A 21,155-nucleotide genomic window follows, 5' to 3' on the forward strand; every position below is an offset into this window, starting at 1 on the left:
GAGCATTTTTAAGGCGGCTTTTCAATGTTTTTTTTTAAAGATATAACAAATAGATAGCAATGAGTTTAAAGAAGATAAGAAAACCTCACTAGTTAAACATTCACGGCAGAATTAGATAAACGATTAGATAGATAACTAGCAATGAGATCCAACTTGCCAGTTCTAGAAGTCAAAAATTTAGAAATGAAATGGAAATCCAATTCAGTTCTTAATAAAATCAACTTCTCACTTTATCCAGGAGAGCGTGTAGCGATAGTTGGACCATCAGGCTCAGGCAAGTCGACCATATTAAGACTACTTGCCGGACTAATTTTACCTACAGAGGGATCAATCAAGTTATTTGGAGAAAAACAGCATTATCTGAGATTAGATCAAAATAATCCCCCTGATGTTCGCATTGTTTTCCAAAATCCAGCATTACTTGGATCTCTTACAGTGGAAGAAAATGTAGGGTTCTTATTGAAAAAGAACAAAAAAAATAAACCAAATTTCATTAGAGAAAAGGTTATTTCTTGTCTTAAGGAAGTAGGGCTTGAAGACATCTCAGAAAAATATCCAGGTCAATTAAGTGGTGGCATGCAAAAAAGAGTAAGTTTTGCTAGAGCTTTGATAGATGAATCACAAGACGCTAATGCCATGCCTTTGCTTTTGTACGATGAACCAACAGCAGGACTTGATCCAATTGCATGCACAAGAATCGAGGACCTAATAGTAAAGACGACAAATGTTGCTAAGGGCTCATCAATTGTTGTAAGTCATGTTCTTAGTACTATTGAGAGATCTGCGAAGAGAGTTATTTTGCTTTACGACGGCAAGTTTCAATGGGAAGGATCTGTTGAGGAATTCAAACAAAGTGATAATTCTTATGTAAAACAGTTCCGCAGAGGTAGTCTTCAAGGGCCAATGCAACCTAAGGACATTTAATTACTATGCGTCGCAGCGTACGTGATGCCTTTGTGGGATTCTCATTGATTGGGGGGATCATTGTTTTCTCAGGTTCCTTGTTATGGCTAAGAGGTATCAAATTCAGTTCCAATTCATGGACAATCACTGCAAACTTTAAGGATGCTAGTGGTTTATCTGAGATGTCACCCGTTTCTCATCGAGGAATACTTGTTGGCTCAGTGAAAAAAATCAAATTCAAGCCATCTTTTGTTCAAGCCAAAATTGAAATAAACAACAAAGATTTGGTCTTATCTAAACCTGTCTATGCAAAAGTAACAACCAATTCAGTACTTGGTGGAGATGTTCAAGTCTCCTTAATTAGCCTAGGTCAACCCTCACTAGATCAACTCCCGCTCTCTAAAAATTGTGATTCTACAAAAATAGTATGTAATGGTGACATAATCAAAGGGGAAAGACTAAAAAGCATTTCTTCACTAACTGAAGAACTTCAGAAAATACTTTATAAAGCAGAAAAAGAAGATGTAATTGGAGATATTCTTGATTCAATGGAACAGTTTGATAGAACTCAAGCTAATCTTGACGAATTAATTCTTTTATCAAAATCAGAATTAATTAGAGCAAGGCCAATAATTACAGAACTGACAAAAGCAGCAACTCATCTTACGAATATTCTATCGGCAATAGATAATAAAAAGACTCTTAATGACATTGTAGAAACTGCCAGTTCTACAAAATCTTTAACAAAAAAAATGAATCAATTAACTTCAAATGTTGAAGAATTATTGGGTGATGATGAATTAACAAATGCCTTGAGAGATGTAACTATAGGATTAGGTAAATTATTCAATGATATCTATCCTTAAATTCAATTAATATCACTTATTGCTTCCATTGCAATTGAAGCAATGGCCTTATCACTTGCCTTAGGTAATTGAACATACTTTCCACCTGCTGCATCTGCTAAATCCTTGCCAATCCCGCTTGCTATAAATTTCCTCTCAGTATCAATCACAAGCAATCTAATCCCTAGAAGTCTATATCTAGAGGCAATATCTATAACTTCTTGCTTTAAGTCCACTGGAGTTTGGTCATCAAGCTGAGGCTGTCCTAATGAGATCCCCAAAGGGATATTCCCTCTGCCATCGGTAATTGCAACGACCACTACTTGGCCAATATCACCTGTTGATAATGCATTTGCCCCAACTCTCGCAGCCTGAGTAAGTCCATGCGCTAGGGGTGAACCTCCACCACAGGGCATTGTTTCCAATCTTCTTTTTGCAGCAGTGATTGATCTAGTAGGAGGAAGAAGGACCTCGGCCTGTTCTCCTCTAAAGGGGATTAAGGAGACCTCATCCCTATTTTCATAAGCCTCAGTCAAAAGCCTGATGACAGCCCCTTTGGCACTTTGCATTCTATTAAGTGCCATGGATCCACTCGCATCAACCAAGAAAATTACTAATGCGCCTGCTTTTCTTTGTAAAAGTTTTGCTCTCAAATCGGATTGTTCAACAACAACTTTTTTATCAGGTTTCTTTGCTCGCCTTGCTTTTTGATAAGGAGCGGCTGCTCGTAAAGTTGCGTCTACGGCAATTCTACTAACAGGACCTCTCGGAATTATTGGTTTAACATATCGACCTCGACTGTCACTCATGACTGCGGAGCGACTTCCGCTATTGGCAGCCTTTGACTTAGCAGATGCAAACAGTAGAAGATCAGGATCTACTGCACAAGCCTCCGGATCAAGCATAAATTCCTCAGGGATAGGAGGAGATGAATCTTCATTTTGATCTTCTTCATTATTTTCATCTTCAGATTCGTCATCTTGCTCTTCATCATCTGTATTCTCCTGAGGCGGCGGCTCTTGATCTTCTGGCTGTGGGGGTTCAAGATCCTCTTCTTGTGGAGGTATTTGAAGAGCACGAGGTGCAATAACTAAACGCACTGCGACTTTGAGATCTTCTGCTTCAACGATATCCCTCCCGCAAAGCGCAGCATGTGCTTTTGCAACTCTGACTGCATAAAGTTCTGATCTATGCCCCTCTACCCCTCCCCTTATAGCCTCAACAACAAGGTACTTAATTTGTTCAAGACTAATTTGTACATCACTTAACCATTGCCTAGCAAGCAAAAGCTGAGTGGACAAAGCGTCTGTTTGCTCAGCATATTTCTTTGAGAAGTTCTCGGTATTTTGACTATGAGAAATTACTGATTGCGTGATTTCTACTCTTTGCTCACTTGAAATAATCTGATCAGCCGACAAAACTATCGCAAATCGATCTAAAAGATGATCTCTAACAGGACCTTCTTCAGGATTGTAAGTTGCTATCAAAAGTGGGCGGCAAGGATGACTGAGACTCAACCCCTCTCTCTCAATCTTATTCTCACCTGCACCAACTGAGGCAAGAAGTAAATTTACTATTCCTTCATCCAAAAGATTTAGTTCATCCACATACAAAACTCCTCTGTGAGCCTCAGCTAAAAGACCCGGTTGAAAGACAGCCTCCCCACTTTTTAATGATGCAGTGACATCAACAGATCCGATCAATCTATCTTCAGTAATGCCCAGAGGAACTTGGACAAATGGCGCTGGGATAACTTTTACTGGTAATGATGATTCGCAGCCTTTCTTTTTGACAGATTCTTTATGCTCTTTAGCCAATTTTCTTGAACATAAATCCCATTCCTCCATAAAACCAATATCAAGATTTTTTCCAATTGGGAATGTTCCATTTTCCGAAACAGGTTCAACGTCACAAGCATTAGCATCAAATATCTCAATTGGCGGCATTAGCGCATGCAAAGCTCGAGCAAGAACTGATTTTCCCGTACCTCTACCACCAGCAATGATCACACCCCCCAAGCCAGGATCAACAGCAGCCAGCATTAAAGCAAGCTTGAGCGTTCCATGACCAGTTATCGCTGCCAGTGGGAATGCCCTGTTTGCGAAATCACTTGTTGGGGAACAAGCAGATCCCTGATTAATTTCTTCCGATTCCATCTTGTTTTCAACCATCAATCCTGAAAGAAAAATAGATTTCTCTATTGTGATTATGAACTAACAAGCAGTTAAGTAAGACAATTGGCAAAGACACTTGCAATAGCACTTGGGGCGAATCTTAGAAGTAAACATGGCCCCCCATCAGCAACACTAGTAATAGCAAGGCAACTTTTAAAAGCTGCCGTGATCTCGTGGTCTAACGAATGTTTAAATATCTCCTCAAATGTAAATAATTTAGAGGGGCACCTCAATTGGAGATGGTCCCCACTTTTTGAAACTAAACCTATTGGCGGCCCACCTAATCAAGACAATTACATAAATGCAGTCGTTTTAATTGATGGGCCAAAAATGGAAATAATTAATGAGACAGAAAAAGCCATTTTTAAATTGTTTGAAAAAACCTCGAAAATTGAGAATGATTTGGGGCGTAAAAGAGGAAAGGAAAATATCCTTTGGGGACCGAGAACTATAGATATTGATCTCCTATGTTGGGGGGAACTTCAAGTAAAAAATGAAAAGCTGGTCATTCCACATCCAAGAATGATTGAGAGAAATTTCGTGATAAGTCCTTTAGCTGCAGTTTTATCTAATGAGCATGACAGACCCAAACAACTTGTAGCAATAGAAGGTTGGGATGAGTAATTTTTTACTAATAAGTTCTGAGCCTAAACAATAGACTTATAGAAATATTATTCCTTAAAACAACAAATCATGGCTAAATTGCCGCCTCTCGAGCCATCAAAAATTCTTGATACAAATATCAGTGTTAACGCAAAAAAATTCAGATTCGAAATTAATCAGATTCAATTGCCAATCGGAGTTAAAGAAAACTTCGGAATCATTTACCATCCTGGAGCATCTCTTGCTGTACCAATAACCAAAAAAGGCGAAGTAATAATTCTTAGGCAATATCGATTTGCCGTCGCAAGACGATTACTTGAATTCCCGGCGGGGACTCTTGAACAAGGGGAGGATCCTCTTGAGTCAATGAAAAGAGAGCTCGGAGAGGAAAGTGGCTATGAGGCATCTAAGTGGGATGACCTAGGCGTAATGGTCCCTTGTCCTGCTTATTCAGACGAAGTAATTCATCTTTACTTAGCAAGAGATTTAAAAATCCTCGACAAACAACCCGAAGGAGATATTGATGAAGATATAGAGGTCCTGATAATGAGTAAAGATGAATTAGATAAAAAAATATCAAGCGGAGAGGAGGTTCTTGATGGGAAAAGCATCACGGCTTGGCATAGAGCGTGTCAATTTCTAGCAAAAAGTTAACCAAGAAGCTTAAAAAGTGATTCAATTACATGTTTTTGTTCATCAGATGAGAGCTCGGGATAAATAGGCAAGCTAAGGACTTTATTGCACAATTTTTCTGTTTTAGGAAAATCACCTGGTTTATAAGAAAGAATCTCATAAGCTGGCTGAAGATGAATTGGTATTGGATAATAAATTATTGTTTTTACACCTAATTTATCAAGGTCATATTTAAACTTATCTCTTTGATTATGCATATCAATATCTAGATTTTCATTTTTGTAATCTAAAACTTGTATTACATATTGATTCCAAGAGTGATTTGAAATTTTGTGATTTAAGAACACGGGTAATTTGATATTTATTAATCCCGATAACTCTTTTTCGTATCTTTCTGCTATTAATTTTCTTCGATAAATCCACTCATCAAGCTTGGGCAACTTAACCTTTAATAAAGCTGCTTGTACAGCGTCAAGTCTACTGTTATACCCCAAATCTGTATGAAGATATCTTCTTGGCATGCCATGGATCGACAGCTCTTTAATCTTTTTTGCCAAGCCTTTTTCGTTAGTAGTTGTAGCACCTCCATCCCCAGCTGCACCAAGATTTTTTGTAGGAAAAAAACTAAAGCAACCAATAGAACCAAAACTACCAACAGGCTTATTTTTCCATGTAGTTCCCGCAGCTTGAGCACAGTCCTCAATAACCTTTAAGTTATGACTTTGGGCTATTTCTAACAACCGATCCATGTTGACTGGAGCTCCAAATAAATGAACAGGGATAATCGCTTTTGTTTTTGGAGTTATCGCGAGTTCTACTAAATCAAGATTAAGGAGGTAACTATCTTCTTCAACGTCAACAAAAACAGGGGTAGCGCCTACATTACTAACTGCCTCAGCTGTTGCAAAGAAAGAGAAAGAAGGAGTTATGACTTCGTCGCCAGGTCCAATATCGAGTGCTCTTAAAGCAAGTACTAAAGCATCAGTGCCACTATTACAACTGATAACGTGCTGCACTCCAACATAAGAAGCAAAGGCATTCTCAAAAGATGTTACCTCATTCCCACCAATGTAAGTTCCACTTTCAATAACACGCGATACAGCTTTATTGAGTTCCTCTCCTATCTCAGAGAGTTGCTTTTCGAGAGTGAAAGGGGGGACTTGCATATATTGAACCTTAATTGCTTAGGAGTAATTTCTGATAGAAAAGCATCTAAATATCAAGCGAACCAGGAGGGTTCCTCACCCGGATGCCATTTGATATTGCAACCAATAGAGGGCTTTTGATCCCAATCTATTTTTCTATTATCAAGCACTGATTCAACAGCAAGGCGCAAATCTTTTCCATCGCTAGGCAAATCATTCCCTGGGGTACTGCTGTCCAATTGACCTCTGTATTTCAAACGTTGTTTACCTAATTCATCAGAAGCAAAAAGAAAAAAGTCAGGAGTGCAAGCTGCTTTTAAGGCTTTAGCCAAATACTGATCAGAATCAATTAAATAGGGGAAAGCCCAATCGTTATTTTTCGCTTGATTTGAAAGATTCAATGGTCCATCTTGAGGATGCGTGATCAAACTGTTGCTTGATATGGCAATTATTTGTATTTGATTTCTGTAATCATTATCCAAATCACTTATTGAGTGCTCTATGTGCTTCACAAATGGACAGTGAGCGCAAATTATCATTAGTAAGATTGGTTTATCATTTAGATCGCTGCTTCGAAGATTAATCGTTGAATTATCTCTGCACGTTTTACTGTTCACATTTTCCAAGTCAAAAGCTGGTAATTCAGTTTCTAAGGACAACATCGTTGAAAAAGTTTTTACCATTTTTAAAAGTTCACTAAATAAGTGTATTTGACTTATTGAATATATAAATCAACTCTAATGAATCTGTACCTAGCATGAGAGAGAATTGTTAAAAGGTTCCTTTTAATTTTTGATATGCTCGACTTAAGCGGAAAAAAGATCCTCGTCACAGGAATAGCCAACAACAGATCCATAGCATGGGGAATCGCGCAACAGTTGCATAAAGCTGGAGCGGAACTGGGGGTTACATATCTGCCTGATGAAAGAGGAAGATTTGAATCAAAGGTAAAAGAACTTACATCACCTCTTTCGCCCTCTTTATTTTTGCCATTAAACGTTCAAGATAAGAATCAACTTGAGGAGGTTTTTAAAGCGATTTCTGATAAGTGGGGAAAACTTGATGGACTTGTCCATTGCTTGGCATTTGCAGGGAAAGAGGAATTAATTGGAGATTACAGCGCAACAACTTCTGAGGGATTCTCAAGAGCTCTTGACATAAGCGCCTACTCACTTGCTCCTCTATGTAAATATGCAAAACCTTTATTTTCAAATAACGCGGGAGTAGTGACGCTTACATACCTAGGAGCGGACCGTGCAATTCCTAACTACAACGTAATGGGGGTTGCAAAAGCTGCTCTAGAGGCATCTGTTCGATATCTATCTGCTGAACTTGGACCAGACAAACAAGTTCGAGTAAATGCAATTAGTGCTGGTCCAATTAGAACATTGGCAAGTTCTGCAATCGGGGGGATTTTGGACATGATTCACAATGTTGAGGAAAAAGCTCCATTGAGAAGAACAGTTACCCAAACAGAAGTTGGTAACACTGCTGCATTTTTATTAAGTGATCTCTCAAGCGGCATCTCTGGGCAAACAATTTACGTTGATGCTGGCTATTGCATTAACGGAATGTAATTTAACTGTCAAAATGTTTTTAAATATGTTTGAGATATGAATAACAAAAGACAAGGATCTGTTCATCGCAAAACCAAAGAAACGGATGTAATTGTCCGAATGGATCTTGATGGAACTGGTGTTTGCGAGATCAAAACTGGTATACCATTTTTGGATCATATGCTTCATCAGATATCAAGTCATGGATTATTTGACCTAGAGGTTCATGCAAATGGAGATATTCATGTCGATGATCATCACACCAATGAAGACGTTGGGATTGCACTGGGTCAAGCTTTTTCGAAAGCCCTTGGAGAAAGATCGGGAATCCATAGATTTGGGCATTTTGTAGCCCCTCTTGACGAGGCTCTAATTCAAGTTGTTTTAGATTGTTCTGGAAGGCCTCACCTTAGTTACTCTCTCGATATTCCTGTTGAAAAAGTGGGCACATACGACACTGAATTAGTGAAAGAGTTTTTTGCGGCTTTCGTTAATAACAGTGGTTTAACACTTCACATCAGACAAATTGAAGGGACCAACTCACATCACATAATCGAGGCTTGTTTTAAATCCTTTGCAAGAGCATTAAGAATGTCGGTTGAATTTGATCCAAGACGAGGGATGGAAGTACCAAGCAGCAAAGGAGTTCTTGAACAAGCGGGGGGAAAGAAATAATTTTTCAATCATCAAAAGCCCCTCAAACCACAGCTCCTCTATTTTTTAGCGATCATATTCTTAGAAATAGTTCCATCTGTGACCTCAGCATTGTTAAAAACAACACCATTGGCCCAAAAAAACAACTATAGACGGGAAGATTGGGCTAGTGCTTATGTGAATGTTGAGAAGGAATTAACAGATGCAACCCTTGAGCTAATCAGAGGAGAGGTTCCAAAAGAACTAAAGGGCACTTTTTATAGAAATGGGCCTGGTCAAGTTGAGAGAGGTGGCAAATGGGTTCACCATCCATTCGATGGCGATGGAATGATTGCCTCTATGAAGTTTGAGAATGGGAAGGTAAATTTTACAAATCGATTTATTAGGACACAAGCTTGGCAAGAAGAAGAAGAAGCTCAGAAGTTCCTTTACAGAGGTGTGTTTGGCACTCAAAAGCCTGGTGGACAGCTAGCTAATATCTTTGATTTGAGGTTGAAAAATATTGCAAATACTAATGTTATAAAACTTGGTGGAGAATTACTTGCACTATGGGAGGCATCAAGTCCACATTCGCTTAATCCAGAAACACTTGAAACAAATGGTTTAACTACTCTTGGCGGAATTCTCAAACCAAATGAGGCCTTTAGTGCCCATCCAAGATTTGACCCAGGGCATCATGGCAATCCAAGAATGGTGACTTTTGGGGTAAGCACCGGTCCAAAAAGTACATTGAGGTTGATGGAGTTTGAAACTGAAGGTGATAAGGCAGGAAATCTTTTAAGTGACAGAAGAGATACTTTCAATGGCTTTGCTTTTTTACACGATTTTGCAATAACTCCTAATTGGGCGATATTTCTTCAAAATTCAATCAACTTCAATCCCATACCCTTTGTCCTTGGGAAAAAAGGCGCCGCTCAATGCTTATCTTCCAAAGAAAATGGTCAAGCAAAATTCTGGCTTATTCCCCGGGACTGCGGAGAATTTGCAGGTCAAAAACCAAAAATCATTAACGCTCCTGAAGGATTTGTTTTTCATCATGTCAATGCTTTTGAAAATGATAAGCAAAACATATGTTTAGAAAGTATTTTCTATAGTGATTTTCCGTCTATAGGTCCAGACGACGATTTTAGAGAAATCAATTTTAATGCTTTACCTGAAGGTATTTTAAAGCGATGTCTAATAAGTACTAAAGATGAAAGCTGCCAAGTGGAGACCTTAAGTGATCAATGCTGTGAATTCGCTATGGTCAATCCTGAACGAGAAGGTCGACCCGCAAAATACGCTTGGATGGCAACCGCTCAAAATAAAATTGGTAATGGTCCACTACAAAGCATAAAAAAAATCAATTTAGAGACAGGAACAAGCAATTTCTGGAGCGCTGCCCCAAGGGGTTTTGTAAACGAACCATTAATGATTCCTAATCAAAACTCAACTAAGGAAGATTCTGGTTGGATAATACTTCTGATTTGGAATGGAGAAAAAAAGCAAACTGAACTAATCATTCTTGACGCAAAGGATATGTCAGAAAAGGCCAGTTTATTGTTACCCATTCCAATTACTTACGGTTTGCATGGTAGTTGGGTATGAGATCAAAAGAGTAAATCATTTTATTAATTAGAAATTAATTTCTTCAATTCAGGTAACAGCAGTTTTATGGCTTCTCCACGATGTCCAAAATATCTCTTCTGGTTAATACTCATCTCTGCATATGTCAAATTAGTACCCTCAACTTCAAAAACAGGATCATAACCAAAACCAGATATTCCTCTTGGCGCATAAGTTATATTGCCCTTGCATATTCCCTCAACTTGGATCAATATTTCCCCTTTATGCGCAATACATAAAGCAGCAACAAAAGTTGCTTTTCTATTTTGGAATGATTTCATTTCAAAAAGCAATTTCTCTATCCTTGACTTATCATCTTTGGCATATCTAGCCGAAAAGATTCCAGGGCCTCCATTTAAAGAATCAACGCAGAGGCCTGAATCATCACCCAAGATTAATTTATCAGTAAATTCAGAAACTGTTTTAGCTTTGATCATTGCATTATCTTTGAAAGTGTTGCCATTCTCATTGACTACTATTCCATCAGGCTGAGTGTGAATATCTAATTCTAAGGACTTTAAATAATTTTGAAATTCATTAATTTTCCCCTTATTAGAACTTGCTATTATCAATTCAGAAAAAATATTTTTTTTCACAGCTAGAACAACTTAACGTAATTCCTTGCCCAATCAAATGTTTTTTCAAGAATTTTTCTATCTGGGGCTTCACAATAAATTCTGAGAAGTGGCTCAGTGCCTGAGAATCTTAACATCAACCAGTGGCCTCTTTTAAAGCAGAATTTAATTCCATCAATCTTTTTAATCTCATTAATTTTATATCCAGCTATAGAAGAAGGAGGATTTTGATTTAATTTCCTCTCAAAACTTTCTCTTTCTTCAAAATTTTTGAACTTTAAATCTAATCTATCAAAATATGACTCTCCATATTTTTTCTTGAGATTATTAAATTGCTGACCCAGAAGCTCTCCACTTTCAGCAATTCCCTCTAGCAGGACTAAAACAGTATACAAAGCATCTCTCTCAGGTAAATGATTACCAAATCCTATTCCTCCAGACTCTTCACCTCCTATTAATACATCTTCTGTTTTCATTTGATTAGCTATGTGCTTAAAGCCGACTGGCATTTCTATTACTTTCCTCGAATGAGCCTCTGCAACTGTTCTCATCAAATCACATCCACTAACTGTTTTCACAATGCATCCAGTAGATCTTTTTTTAGCTGACAAATACTCAATCAAAATAGGCATTAAGTATTGAGTACTTAAATATCTTCCATACTCATCAATAACCGCTATGCGGTCTCCATCACCATCAAAAACAATACCCATTACAGATTTTTTATTTATGTTTTTATCTATAATTATTTTCTTTAATTTATTTACATTCTTTTCAACTGGCTCAGGAGAATTACCATCAAAGAGGGGGTCCCGATTATTTCTTATTTCTTTGATAATATCATTAGAATATTCATTAAATAATTCAGTAATACAGTTTGCAGCAGATCCATGCATGGAATCGATAATTAACTCCAACCCAATCGATTTTAATCTTGCAGAAATGTGGGGAATATCAAATTTAGTTTTTAAATGATTTAAATGATCACCCCTAAAATTAAATAATTTATTAACTAGATTTTTGGGTGCAGTAACACCACCAACCTCGAGTCTCTGCTCAACAGCTTTAGTGAAATCTCCATCTACAGACCCTCCCAAATGGCTTTTTATCTTCAATCCAAGCCATTCAGGAGGGTTATGACTTGCTGTAATGACCAAAGCTCCGATTGCTCCTGTGTTTACAACTGCAAAACTACAAGCAGGCGTTGGCAAAGGGGCATCAGATAGGCATGGTGTTAATTCGCATCCCCTAACCGCTGCAGCGACGGCTATTGCCATTTCTTTCGCCATGAAACGGCAATCGTATCCAATTACAACTTTTCTACTTTTTAGACCAATTGGATATCTATATGCCAATTCCTGAGCAGAGGCAATTGATACAGATATCAGCCTTTCCATTGTGAAATCGACACCTAGTATGCCTCTCCACCCATCAGTCCCAAATTTTATGTTCTCAAGAAATGACTGCATTGATCAAATTACAATAAAAAACAGATAAATCTTCTGATAACTAGTTCCATTGGTTTATCTTCTATGTATGCAAAGAAGACTATCAAATCAAAGTGAAATTAATGACCGCTTACTCCGAAGCTGGATTAAGTGTAGACGGAAAGCATGGCTCGACAAATACGAAGACAAAAATAAAAGAATTTGGACACCTCACTTAACTCTCCAGATTAATAATCAACATGAAAGCTATATCGAGTTGATAAAAAAATCAAATAATTATAGCCAAGGTGAATTCAAAGGAAGCAATGATTATAATTATGGTTTAAGGCTTGAAGGTATTAGCCAATCAGGGCAAAAAATCAAAGCAAATCCACCTATTTTAAAGAAGATTCAAGGGCGAAGTATTTGGGGGGAATTTGCCTACAGGCCAGTTATTGCAAAACAAGGTAAAAAAGTTACTCGAGAGAATTTACTAAACCTTTCTCTTGTTAAATATTTATTGAATGGATATCAAGAAACCCCTTTAAATAGCGGAATTGCAGTTTCAAGAAAAAATAATCTATTGAAACTTGAGAAAGTTCATCTTTCTAATCAACTAGAGAGTCAACTTCATGAATGTATTAATAAGCTCAATAAAGATCTGGAAAACTTTGAGCCTCCACCCATAACAGCTAATAGACGTAAATGCACTATTTGCTGCTGGGAAAAAAGTTGTAGTCAAGTTGCCACTAACAGCAATTTTCTGAGCGAAATAAGTGGTGTGGGTGTAAAGAGGATGGAAAAACTTCAAAAAAATGGAATTAAAACCTATTCTGATTTAGCTAATTCTGATCCTCTAAAAATTGATAAAATTTTTGAAACATATAATTCTGATATAAGTTTAAAAATTATTAAGCAAGCTAGTGCTCAAGCTAATAATGAAAGTATTCATATAGATGTAACATCATCTTTGCCCGAATTAAAAAATTCTGAAAGTTGCTTTGTATATGATATCGAATCAGATCCAGATGAAAGATTTGACTTCCTTCATGGTTTTATAAGCATAAAGAATACAAATAGATATCAATTTAAAAATAAAAAATATACATATCAACCAATTCTCTTACTTGAAAAGAATAATGATATAATTCTATGGAAAAGATTAATAAATAAAATCAATTCACATCCTAATTGGCCAATTATTCACTATGGAGAAACTGAGTCTTTATTTTTAAGACGTTTGGCTTATCGTTTGGAGATACCAAAAGCTGAGTATAAAGAAATAGATAAAAGACTAGTTGATATTCACTCAAGATTAAGAAAGCATTGGATTCTTCCAATCAATAACTATAGTCTAAAAACTGTATGTAAATATATTGGTTTTGAGTGGGAAATCGAAGGATCTAATGGAGCAAAAGCCTTACTCTGGTGGAGACAATGGTTAAATTCTAAACGCTCAAAAAAAAAGCATTCAGAGAATTTAAACTCTATTTTTAAATATAATCGTGATGATTGTTTAGCAACTTTGGCAGTTGCTTCTTGGATGATCAATCAAGAGTCCTTAAGTTAAATCAATCATTTTCAGAAAAGATAAAGCTTCTTCATTAGCAGACATTACATTTCTATCTATATTTTTAGTTTTAATCATTGCCAAGCCATAGCTTCCATTATCATTCTCTTCTTTTGAAATTAAAATATCTCCAATTATTTTTTTTGATTTACTATTATTTTCATCAATATAAGTAATTAAATTACTCCTCATATTAAGAATTGATTCAGACTCCCAATAACAAAGTCTTTTATAAATATTTTTATTTCTATTAATTCTAGCCATAACTTCTTGTCCTAAATAGCAGCCTTTATTTAAGTTAATTAGGCAAGACAATCCAAGTTCATAGGGATTATATTCTTTAAACATTTGATTTTCCCTGAGTAAAAGCCAATTAGCTAAAGCAATTTTTTGAAATCTTGTTTTATCATTATTTTTGTTATCCTTATTATCTCTAGGAGTTGAATCCCATTGAATATTTGATTGAGTCCAGTCTATTCCAAATTCCATTTCCTGAGTTCTAAATATATCCTGTGATGACAATATTTCAACATCATCCGAAGGGAAAATTACATCCTCAAATCCTTCTTTTACTTCATTTAATTTGCCAACTATTGAAATTAAAGTTGCATCTGTTTCAGACAAGTTAATCTCAAAAATAGCCCTAACTTGACCCGAAACGGATAGCCAACATGCAAGAAAAGGTTTGCCTGTATTTGCATTTAAAATATCAACTGTAGTCTGACCATGTAGGAATTTTTTCACCCCTGAACCCTTCAATTTAATCGAGGGGAAAAAAGATTCCCACTTGAAAACATTGCTATTTTTCATTACTTAAACTCTCAGCACGCAAGTAAATCTCGCTAAGCAAACAAATACTCTCAAGTTGAAGTCCTAGATTGTTCATTAAGGATCTACCTCCCTCTTCCCTATCAACAACAGTTATCACTTTATTTACCACATATCCTGCTTCGCGAAGATGGTTAACAGCTTGAATTGAAGATCCACCTGTTGTGACAACATCCTCAAGAACAGTAATTAAAGCGCCCTTCTCAGGTAAAGCACCTTCCAATAATGATTCTGTGCCATGACCTTTAGGCTTTTTTCTAACAATTAGTGCAGATAAATCACGACTATTTTGCCAGGCCCTCATCGATACACCACTTACCAATGGATCTGCTCCTAGTGTTAATCCTGCAACTGCTACGGAATCTGGCTCAACAAATTGAAGCATCAAATCACTTATAAGATGGAGACCTTTCCCACTGAGACTTACTGGTTTGCAGTTAACGTAATGAGTACTTTCCCTACCAGAGGAAAGGGTAAATTGTCCAAATTTGTAGGCATGGATAGCTAAAAGATCTAGTAAATCTTCTTTTGGAGATTGACTAGATTTAGTTTTGTAATTCATTGTAAGTTCTATAGAGTTGATAAGATGGTTTTTTTGAATTGCTTAGAGGCTATTTATATTCACTGAATATGCCTCTATTATCAATTTGATTTACTCAATCTATCAATTGGGGGTGTAGCAATCTGGTGAATGCAGCGAACTCATAATTCGCCTTAGGCGAGTTCGATCCTCGCCACCCCCATACAAATTTTTTGATGCAATTTCTACTAATTGGCGTACTGATAGCATTACCGGCATTTTTTGCGGCCGGTGAAGTCGCATTAATAAGGCTTAGACCAAGTCGTGTTGAGAGTTTACTTGAGGAGGGAAAGCCTGGTGCTCAGGCAATAAATCGTCTTCAAAAGCGCATGAGAAGAGCAATTATGGTTGCCCAATTAGGGGTAACAATATCTCTTGTTTCTTTGGGATGGATCGGGAAAGATTTACTCAAATCATTGCCAGACAGTTTTAGATTATTAGAAAACTTTGATTGGTTAATATTTTTTGCATTAACAATGTTATCTACTTTGCTAGCAGGCCTTTTGCCAAAGGCCCTTGTGCTTAACAGGCCTGAGACAGCTGCTTTAAAACTTGCTCCACTAATGGAGTCAATAATGAAAGTTTTTGCACCGTTTCTTTTTCTTTTTGAAAAAATTACCTCATTTTTTCTAAAATTAATTGGACTAAATGCCCAATGGGATTCTCTGGTTTCTGCTTTATCTGCTGGAGAATTAGAGACCCTGATTGAAAGTGGGCGAGTAACAGGTTTACTACCCGATGAAAAAAATATTCTTGAAGGGGTTTTTGCACTCAGAGATACTCAAGTTAGGGAGGTAATGGTACCCAGATCAGGAATGGTTACTTTACCAAAGGAAGTAAAATTTTTTGAACTCATGAGAGAGGTTCATAATTCTCGCCATGCGCGCTTTTTTGTAACTGGCGAATCACTTGACGACATTCTTGGAATCCTCGACTTACGACAATTGGCTGAACCAATATCCATGGGATTAATGCAAGCTGAAACCCCTCTTGAACCCTACATAAAAAAAGCGCCAAAAGTTCTTGAGACATCGACACTTGCCGAACTTCTACCTCTTATAAAAAGTGGAAACCCACTCCTTTTGGTTATTGATGAGCATGGAGGAACAGAGGGACTAATTACTGCAACTGACTTAACAGGTGAAATTGTTGGAGAAGAGATACAAACAGAAATTGAAGAACCATATCTTCGATCCATAGAAGGCAATTCACTCTCGTGGTTGGCTGATGGAGATTGTGAAATAATCGAACTCAACAGACAACTTCGATTAGATCTACCTGAATCAGATAACCATCACACTCTTGCTGGATTTCTACTTGAAAAGCTTCAAAAAATCCCCTCCTCTGGCCAATCATTGATTCATCAAAGAACGAAATTTGATATCGCACTTATGGATGGGCCCAGAATTAAGAGAGTTAAGATAACTCTCTTTAAAGACTCTCTTGAAGATGAATCTAGAGAGCTAATCTCAAATGAACTTTGATCTCCTAAAATGGCAACCAAAATGGTTCCGGTAAAAGTTGGAGTCATAGGAATCGGCAATATGGGTTGGCATCACGCCAGGGTTTTAAGCCTTCTCAAAGATGCTGAACTGATTGGCGTTGCTGACCTTGATGCGAATCGTGGAAAACTTGCCACTGAGCAATTTGAATGCAATTGGTTCAAAACTTATCAAGAGCTTTTGCCTCATGTGGAGGCAGTATGTATCGCAGTACCAACTTTGCTTCATCATCAAGTTGGACTAGACTGTCTTGAAGCGGGTAAACATGTATTAATCGAAAAGCCAATCGCAGCATCACAAGATGAAGCCGCTTCGCTTATAAATGCATCAAACAAAGCAAAATGCTTACTTCAAGTCGGTCATATTGAAAGGTTTAATCCTGCTTTTAGGGAATTAACAAAGGTTATTGCAAATGAGGAAGTTGTTGTACTTGAAGCAAGAAGGCATAGTCCTCACTCAGACAGAGCAAATGATGTCTCTGTAGTTCTTGATCTAATGATTCATGATATTGACTTAGTACTTGAACTGGCTAATTCCAGAGTGATCAGACTGGCTGCAGTAGGGGGGAGAAGTAGTGATGGCCCTATTGATTATGTGAACGCAACAATTGGCTTTAGTAATGGTGTAATTGCAAGTCTTACTGCAAGCAAAATGAGTCACAGGAAAATAAGAAATCTCAGTGCTCATTGCAAGCAAAGCCTTGTTGAGACAGATTTTTTAAATCACAACATTCACATTCATAGGCGTGCTCATGAATGGTACTCAGCAGATCATGGTGAACTGCTCTATAGGAATGATGGATTTGTCGAAGAGGTAAACACAACCTCCATTGAACCCCTTTACGCCGAACTAGAGCATTTTCTCCAATGCGTTAGAGGAATAGAGGTCCCTGCAGTTGATGGTCTGCAAGCCTCAAGAGCGCTCAGGCTAGCTGATTTAATTGAAGATGCTGTTGAAAATACCAAAAAAGGCGCATTGATAGACCTCGAGTTATAAAACTCAATTACAAAAGATCAGGTAAATCCCTCTCTTAATTCCATACTTAGATTCAACTAAGCTGAACAGACTTAAGAAGTCGTTTTTTAGCGGAATCCAACAGCAGCCTGCCACACAAAAACGAGCAGGAAAAAGAAGATGGGAATTAGCGGAAGGATATCCACAGTTGGAGCAAAAGCTCGATATGCCTCAGGCAGCTGAGCAAGCAAGTCGAGGGAAATAAAAGCCATCCCTAAAAATCATCGGTTGTCGTTTGATGGACAATACCACGTGTCACGTGCTTTCGAAGCAGATTCCCAAGGAGCGAAATCCTCTGAAAAGGAACCATGCTCAATTGCCATGCGCATAGCGGAAGTAAATCGAATCAAATGATTAAGATTATGAACACTTAAAAGCGTCAATCCGAGAAGCTCGTTGCTCTTAATTAAGTGGTGCAAATAAGCTCTGCTGTAATTAAGACAAGTTTCGCAATTGCATGTTGCGTCTAAAGGTTTTGGATCGCCCTGAAAACGTGCATTTTTAAGATTCCACCTTTCACCATTAACGAGCGCGCTTCCATGCCTACCTAGCCTTGTTGGGATGACACAATCAAAAAAATCAACTCCGTTTGCAACAGCTATTGCCATCTCCTTTAAAGTCCCTATTCCCATTAAGTATCTAGGCTTATCTTTAGGCAAAAGAGGGGTGACATGCCTTATGACGCTATGGATATTTTGAACAGGCTCTCCAACGCTTACACCTCCAATAGCAATACCTGGCAAATTAAAATCACTTATTACCTCAGCACTTCTAGTTCTCAAGTGTGGGAAACAACCACCCTGAACTATTCCAAAGAGAGCCTGATCGTTTTTTTCATGAAAATCAACACATCTTGATAGCCAACTATGTGTCCTATTACATGCAATTTCCACATCATTCTCCGATGATGGATAGGGAGGACATTGATCAAATGCCATAGCAACATCTGAACCTAACTTCATTTGAATTTGAGTTGCAAGTTCAGGCGTAAGGTCAATTTTCTTACCATCTCGAGGACTCTTAAATGAAACACCTTTATCGTCGATTTTGTTGATTTTAGCCAAACTAAAAACTTGAAAACCGCCTGAATCAGTCAGCACTGGAGCATCCCAACCCATAAATTCATGAATTCCTCCTAAACGTGAAATTATTTCTTCTCCAGGCTGCAAATGAAGATGAAAAGTGTTTGCCAAAATCATCTCTGCTCCAGTTTGTGAAAGCTGAGCAGAAGAGATCCCTTTTACAGTGGCCGATGTACCAACCGGCATAAATTTAGGCGTTTTAATCTCCCCATGAGGTGTGAAAAAACATCCCGCTCTAGCTCTTGTAGTTGAGCAAAAATTTGAAATTTTAAATTCAAACACAATTTAAAAAAACTTTTTTGAATGAAACCAAGCCAAAATTTAACTATGTATCTATCTTTAATCTTATTGAAAAACTGATGAAGGCACTGAAAATTTTTTTTTGGGTTAGGGATCTCGCCGGGGCTTGGATCTTTTACACAATTTTGCCAAAACTGCCTATTTTTAAAACTTCATTTAATAGAATTGTACGATTTGCCCCATTAATTGGTTTCTTTATAGGTTTATTTCAATCTATACTTTGGTTTATTCTGAGCCAATTAAATTGGTCGACAGAATCAAAGACACTTGTAGTTATTTCAATTGGCTATCTAGTTACAGGTGGACTTCATCTTGATGGACTTATTGATACTGCTGATGGACTTTCAGCGGGCAAGGAAAAATGCCTAGAAGCAATGCGCGATAGCAGAGTAGGTGCAATGGGTGTACAAGCATTATTATTAGTATTATTATTACAAATTTCTTCTATATTAAGACTAGGTGATTTATCTTTTTTTTTATTCCCAATTGTATGTTTTTGGGGGCGTTTCTCTCAATTAATTGCTATTGAAAAATTTTCATATTTACATCCAAAGGGTCTTGGAGCATTACATAAAAGCAATTGGAAAGGGCTAAAAAGTGAGATGATTCCTAGTATATTATTCATTTTAAGTCTCACATTCATATTAATAATAAATCCTTTCAAGACTTATAATTATATTAAATTATTAATATCTGCTTGGCTTGGAATTGTTCCAGCAATATTTATTCCTTACTTTTTAGGCAAGAAACTTGGAGGGCACACTGGAGATAGCTATGGAGCATCTGTTGTCCTGACAGAAATAGCTATCTTCATACTTTTATCTTTGATCCTTTAGGGAGTATTAATAAAAATGCATTTCCTACTTGAGGAAGAGATGGCAAAAAATCAGAAGGTTTATCTAATAATTTCAAGTTTCCATTAATTTTTTCAGCTAATTGTCTTGCTAAAGCCAATCCAAGACCGCTTCCAGTGATGTCTGTATTTTTTATTCCTCTAAATCCCTTCTCAAAAATTTTTTCTCTGTATGCTGTTTCGATGGGATTACCTGCATCCCAGACACAAATTTTATTTTCATCAAAGCAGATTCCTATTTGAGTTTCTTTGGAACTGTACTTAAATGCATTTTCTAGAAGATTAGCCACTATTTCTGCAACTACTCCCTCATCAATTGATCTAGGCTGTTGCATCCAGAGGGGCCAGTCAGGAGGTGCGGTCCAATATCTATTCTCAAGATTTGCTGTTACTGATGCCCTTTCAACAAGTGGCTCAATTAAGTCTTTTAAATTAATTGACTTTTGTTGCGAAAAAACAGGTGGTAGCAACAATCCAGATGGTTCATCATCTTTAGATGGAAGTTTTAGCTGACTAAGGTCATCTAAAACAGAAACATATTTATTTAATTGCTTTTGTTCATTAATTAGCCCTTCCACTAACGACCGATGATTACTTTCTGGACCAAGTTTTCTTAAAAGAAGCTTTGCGTAGGTGCCCAGAGCCGCCAGAGGATTACGCAATTGATGAACCATTAATCCGATTTGATCCCTCTGAGTACTTAATTCATTTAATAGTTTCTCTCTTTCAAGCTCCAAGCCAAGACAATGAGCAAGAGCTTGAGCAGTTGATTGCAATCTTCTATCAAGCTGTTCAGACCATTGATCAGATGAAGAGAAGCGCTCCGCCCGCAATACCCCTAGAAGAATAGATCCCTCTTGAAGTGGATACCATCTTCTATTTGGAGAAGGTGCACGTAATTCTGTATCAGCCTCGAGTGGCTTGAGTACTTTTTTAGCTTCAGGCCATTGTCCAACAACTTCCAAGCTTGGGGAATCTCCTTCACTTGATTGAGCTATGTAAACCACCAAATGCTCAACACCAAAATCTGACTCAAAACTATTGAGCTGTTGTCTGACTAAATTCAAGAACCTTTCAGAAATCCTCATAAGACTGCATTTTTAGGCTTTTAGTGGTTCAGAAGAAAATAAAAAAACTTGAAAATCTAGAAAAAAGTATTAAGATATTCAGTAGGCCTGATAAGAGCCTATTGAAGTTCTCTCAAGATTAATTCAAAAGATTCGCACAAATTGTGCAAATGCGCTACCGCAGATTATTGATGGGACTGTGATAGCGAATTCTCTGAATTAATTAGAGATTTGTACTT

At 37.3% G+C, this 21,155-nt stretch carries 21 protein-coding genes and 1 tRNA gene; 12 read left to right on the plus strand and 10 right to left on the minus strand.

Annotated features, from left to right (window positions below; all coding sequences use genetic code 11):
* The first annotated feature begins 141 nt into the window (after nt 1-141).
* Together AC6EJA_RS04855 and AC6EJA_RS04860 are read left to right on the plus strand one after the other, a co-directional pair.
* Nucleotides 142-924 (plus strand): ABC transporter ATP-binding protein, encoded by a 783-nt coding sequence (locus AC6EJA_RS04855; protein WP_498503483.1) that lies wholly within the window; start codon nt 142-144, stop codon nt 922-924.
* A 5-nt stretch (nt 925-929) separates the two neighbouring features.
* Nucleotides 930-1,769: an MlaD family protein gene (locus AC6EJA_RS04860; protein ID WP_498503484.1), complete on the plus strand. Its 840-nt coding sequence runs from the start codon at nt 930-932 to the stop codon at nt 1,767-1,769.
* 2 nt (nt 1,770-1,771) lie between these two features.
* Here AC6EJA_RS04860 and bchD read toward each other — a convergent pair whose 3' ends face one another.
* Entirely contained in the window at nt 1,772-3,904 is a 2,133-nt protein-coding gene (gene bchD, locus AC6EJA_RS04865; RefSeq protein ID WP_498503551.1) for a magnesium chelatase ATPase subunit D, read from the minus strand.
* A gap of 81 nt (nt 3,905-3,985) precedes the next feature.
* Between bchD and folK the strand changes: the two genes are divergently transcribed.
* Together folK and AC6EJA_RS04875 are read left to right on the plus strand one after the other, a co-directional pair.
* Nucleotides 3,986-4,546: a 2-amino-4-hydroxy-6-hydroxymethyldihydropteridine diphosphokinase gene (gene folK, locus AC6EJA_RS04870; protein WP_498503485.1), complete on the plus strand. Its 561-nt coding sequence runs from the start codon at nt 3,986-3,988 to the stop codon at nt 4,544-4,546.
* A gap of 69 nt (nt 4,547-4,615) precedes the next feature.
* Entirely contained in the window at nt 4,616-5,179 is a 564-nt protein-coding gene (locus tag AC6EJA_RS04875) for an NUDIX hydrolase (protein ID WP_498503486.1), read from the plus strand.
* Here the strand turns inward: AC6EJA_RS04875 and AC6EJA_RS04880 are convergent.
* Nucleotides 5,176-6,324: a DegT/DnrJ/EryC1/StrS family aminotransferase gene (locus tag AC6EJA_RS04880; RefSeq protein WP_498503487.1), complete on the minus strand. Its 1,149-nt coding sequence runs from the start codon at nt 6,322-6,324 to the stop codon at nt 5,176-5,178. The two genes, AC6EJA_RS04875 and AC6EJA_RS04880, sit on opposite strands and share 4 nt — an antisense overlap.
* Before the next feature lie 53 nt (nt 6,325-6,377).
* On the minus strand, nt 6,378-6,986 hold the full coding sequence (locus tag AC6EJA_RS04885) for a thioredoxin family protein (RefSeq protein WP_498503488.1): 609 nt from the start codon (nt 6,984-6,986) through the stop codon (nt 6,378-6,380).
* A gap of 114 nt (nt 6,987-7,100) precedes the next feature.
* Between AC6EJA_RS04885 and fabI the strand changes: the two genes are divergently transcribed.
* From fabI to AC6EJA_RS04900, 3 genes are all read left to right on the plus strand, one after another.
* Nucleotides 7,101-7,880, plus strand: a complete 780-nt coding sequence (gene fabI / locus AC6EJA_RS04890) for an enoyl-ACP reductase FabI (RefSeq protein ID WP_498503489.1) — start codon at nt 7,101-7,103, stop codon at nt 7,878-7,880.
* A 36-nt stretch (nt 7,881-7,916) separates the two neighbouring features.
* A complete protein-coding gene (gene hisB, locus AC6EJA_RS04895) occupies nt 7,917-8,534 on the plus strand; it encodes an imidazoleglycerol-phosphate dehydratase HisB (RefSeq protein ID WP_498503490.1) in 618 nt (205 codons plus the stop codon).
* A 78-nt stretch (nt 8,535-8,612) separates the two neighbouring features.
* Entirely contained in the window at nt 8,613-10,100 is a 1,488-nt protein-coding gene (locus AC6EJA_RS04900; protein ID WP_498503491.1) for a carotenoid oxygenase family protein, read from the plus strand.
* Nucleotides 10,101-10,123: 23 nt separating this feature from the next.
* Here the strand turns inward: AC6EJA_RS04900 and rdgB are convergent, their stop codons facing one another.
* The gene (rdgB, locus tag AC6EJA_RS04905; RefSeq protein WP_498503492.1) at nt 10,124-10,714 is read right to left on the minus strand and encodes an RdgB/HAM1 family non-canonical purine NTP pyrophosphatase; all 591 of its coding nucleotides are present in this window, start codon (nt 10,712-10,714) and stop codon (nt 10,124-10,126) included.
* Nucleotides 10,715-10,716: 2 nt separating this feature from the next.
* Nucleotides 10,717-12,162 (minus strand): phosphohexomutase domain-containing protein, encoded by a 1,446-nt coding sequence (locus AC6EJA_RS04910; protein WP_498503493.1) that lies wholly within the window; start codon nt 12,160-12,162, stop codon nt 10,717-10,719.
* A gap of 67 nt (nt 12,163-12,229) precedes the next feature.
* On the opposite strand from AC6EJA_RS04910, the gene AC6EJA_RS04915 reads away from it, so the two are divergent.
* Nucleotides 12,230-13,690, plus strand: a complete 1,461-nt coding sequence (locus AC6EJA_RS04915; RefSeq protein WP_498503494.1) for a TM0106 family RecB-like putative nuclease — start codon at nt 12,230-12,232, stop codon at nt 13,688-13,690.
* On the opposite strand, the gene ygfZ is transcribed toward AC6EJA_RS04915, so the two are convergent.
* Entirely contained in the window at nt 13,682-14,434 is a 753-nt protein-coding gene (gene ygfZ / locus AC6EJA_RS04920; protein WP_498503495.1) for a CAF17-like 4Fe-4S cluster assembly/insertion protein YgfZ, read from the minus strand. The genes AC6EJA_RS04915 and ygfZ overlap by 9 nt on opposite strands.
* Before the next feature lie 55 nt (nt 14,435-14,489).
* A complete protein-coding gene (pyrE, locus tag AC6EJA_RS04925) occupies nt 14,490-15,080 on the minus strand; it encodes an orotate phosphoribosyltransferase (protein ID WP_498503496.1) in 591 nt (196 codons plus the stop codon).
* Nucleotides 15,081-15,188: 108 nt separating this feature from the next.
* Between pyrE and AC6EJA_RS04930 the strand changes: the two genes are divergently transcribed.
* The 3 genes from AC6EJA_RS04930 (at nt 15,189) to AC6EJA_RS04940 (ending at nt 17,596) form a co-directional block, all read left to right on the plus strand.
* Nucleotides 15,189-15,261 (plus strand) — tRNA-Ile (locus AC6EJA_RS04930).
* Between the two features lie 13 nt (nt 15,262-15,274).
* Nucleotides 15,275-16,582, plus strand: a complete 1,308-nt coding sequence (locus tag AC6EJA_RS04935; RefSeq protein WP_498503497.1) for a hemolysin family protein — start codon at nt 15,275-15,277, stop codon at nt 16,580-16,582.
* A gap of 9 nt (nt 16,583-16,591) precedes the next feature.
* A complete protein-coding gene (locus AC6EJA_RS04940; RefSeq protein WP_498503498.1) occupies nt 16,592-17,596 on the plus strand; it encodes a Gfo/Idh/MocA family oxidoreductase in 1,005 nt (334 codons plus the stop codon).
* An 86-nt stretch (nt 17,597-17,682) separates the two neighbouring features.
* Here AC6EJA_RS04940 and AC6EJA_RS04945 read toward each other — a convergent pair whose 3' ends face one another.
* Complete coding sequence (locus tag AC6EJA_RS04945) at nt 17,683-17,826, minus strand: photosystem II reaction center protein K (protein WP_498503499.1); 144 nt, start codon at nt 17,824-17,826, stop codon at nt 17,683-17,685.
* Between the two features lie 9 nt (nt 17,827-17,835).
* Nucleotides 17,836-18,978 carry a tRNA guanosine(34) transglycosylase Tgt gene (gene tgt, locus AC6EJA_RS04950; protein WP_498503500.1) on the minus strand — a complete coding sequence of 381 codons (1,143 nt, stop codon included), beginning with the start codon at nt 18,976-18,978 and terminating at the stop codon, nt 17,836-17,838.
* Between the two features lie 143 nt (nt 18,979-19,121).
* On the opposite strand from tgt, the gene cobS reads away from it, so the two are divergent.
* Nucleotides 19,122-19,832 (plus strand): adenosylcobinamide-GDP ribazoletransferase, encoded by a 711-nt coding sequence (gene cobS / locus AC6EJA_RS04955; protein ID WP_498503501.1) that lies wholly within the window; start codon nt 19,122-19,124, stop codon nt 19,830-19,832.
* Here the strand turns inward: cobS and AC6EJA_RS04960 are convergent.
* On the minus strand, nt 19,807-20,916 hold the full coding sequence (locus AC6EJA_RS04960; RefSeq protein WP_498503502.1) for a sensor histidine kinase: 1,110 nt from the start codon (nt 20,914-20,916) through the stop codon (nt 19,807-19,809). The genes cobS and AC6EJA_RS04960 overlap by 26 nt on opposite strands.
* Nucleotides 20,917-21,155 lie beyond the last annotated feature (239 nt).

This window comes from Prochlorococcus sp. MIT2309 (genome assembly GCF_059772305.1).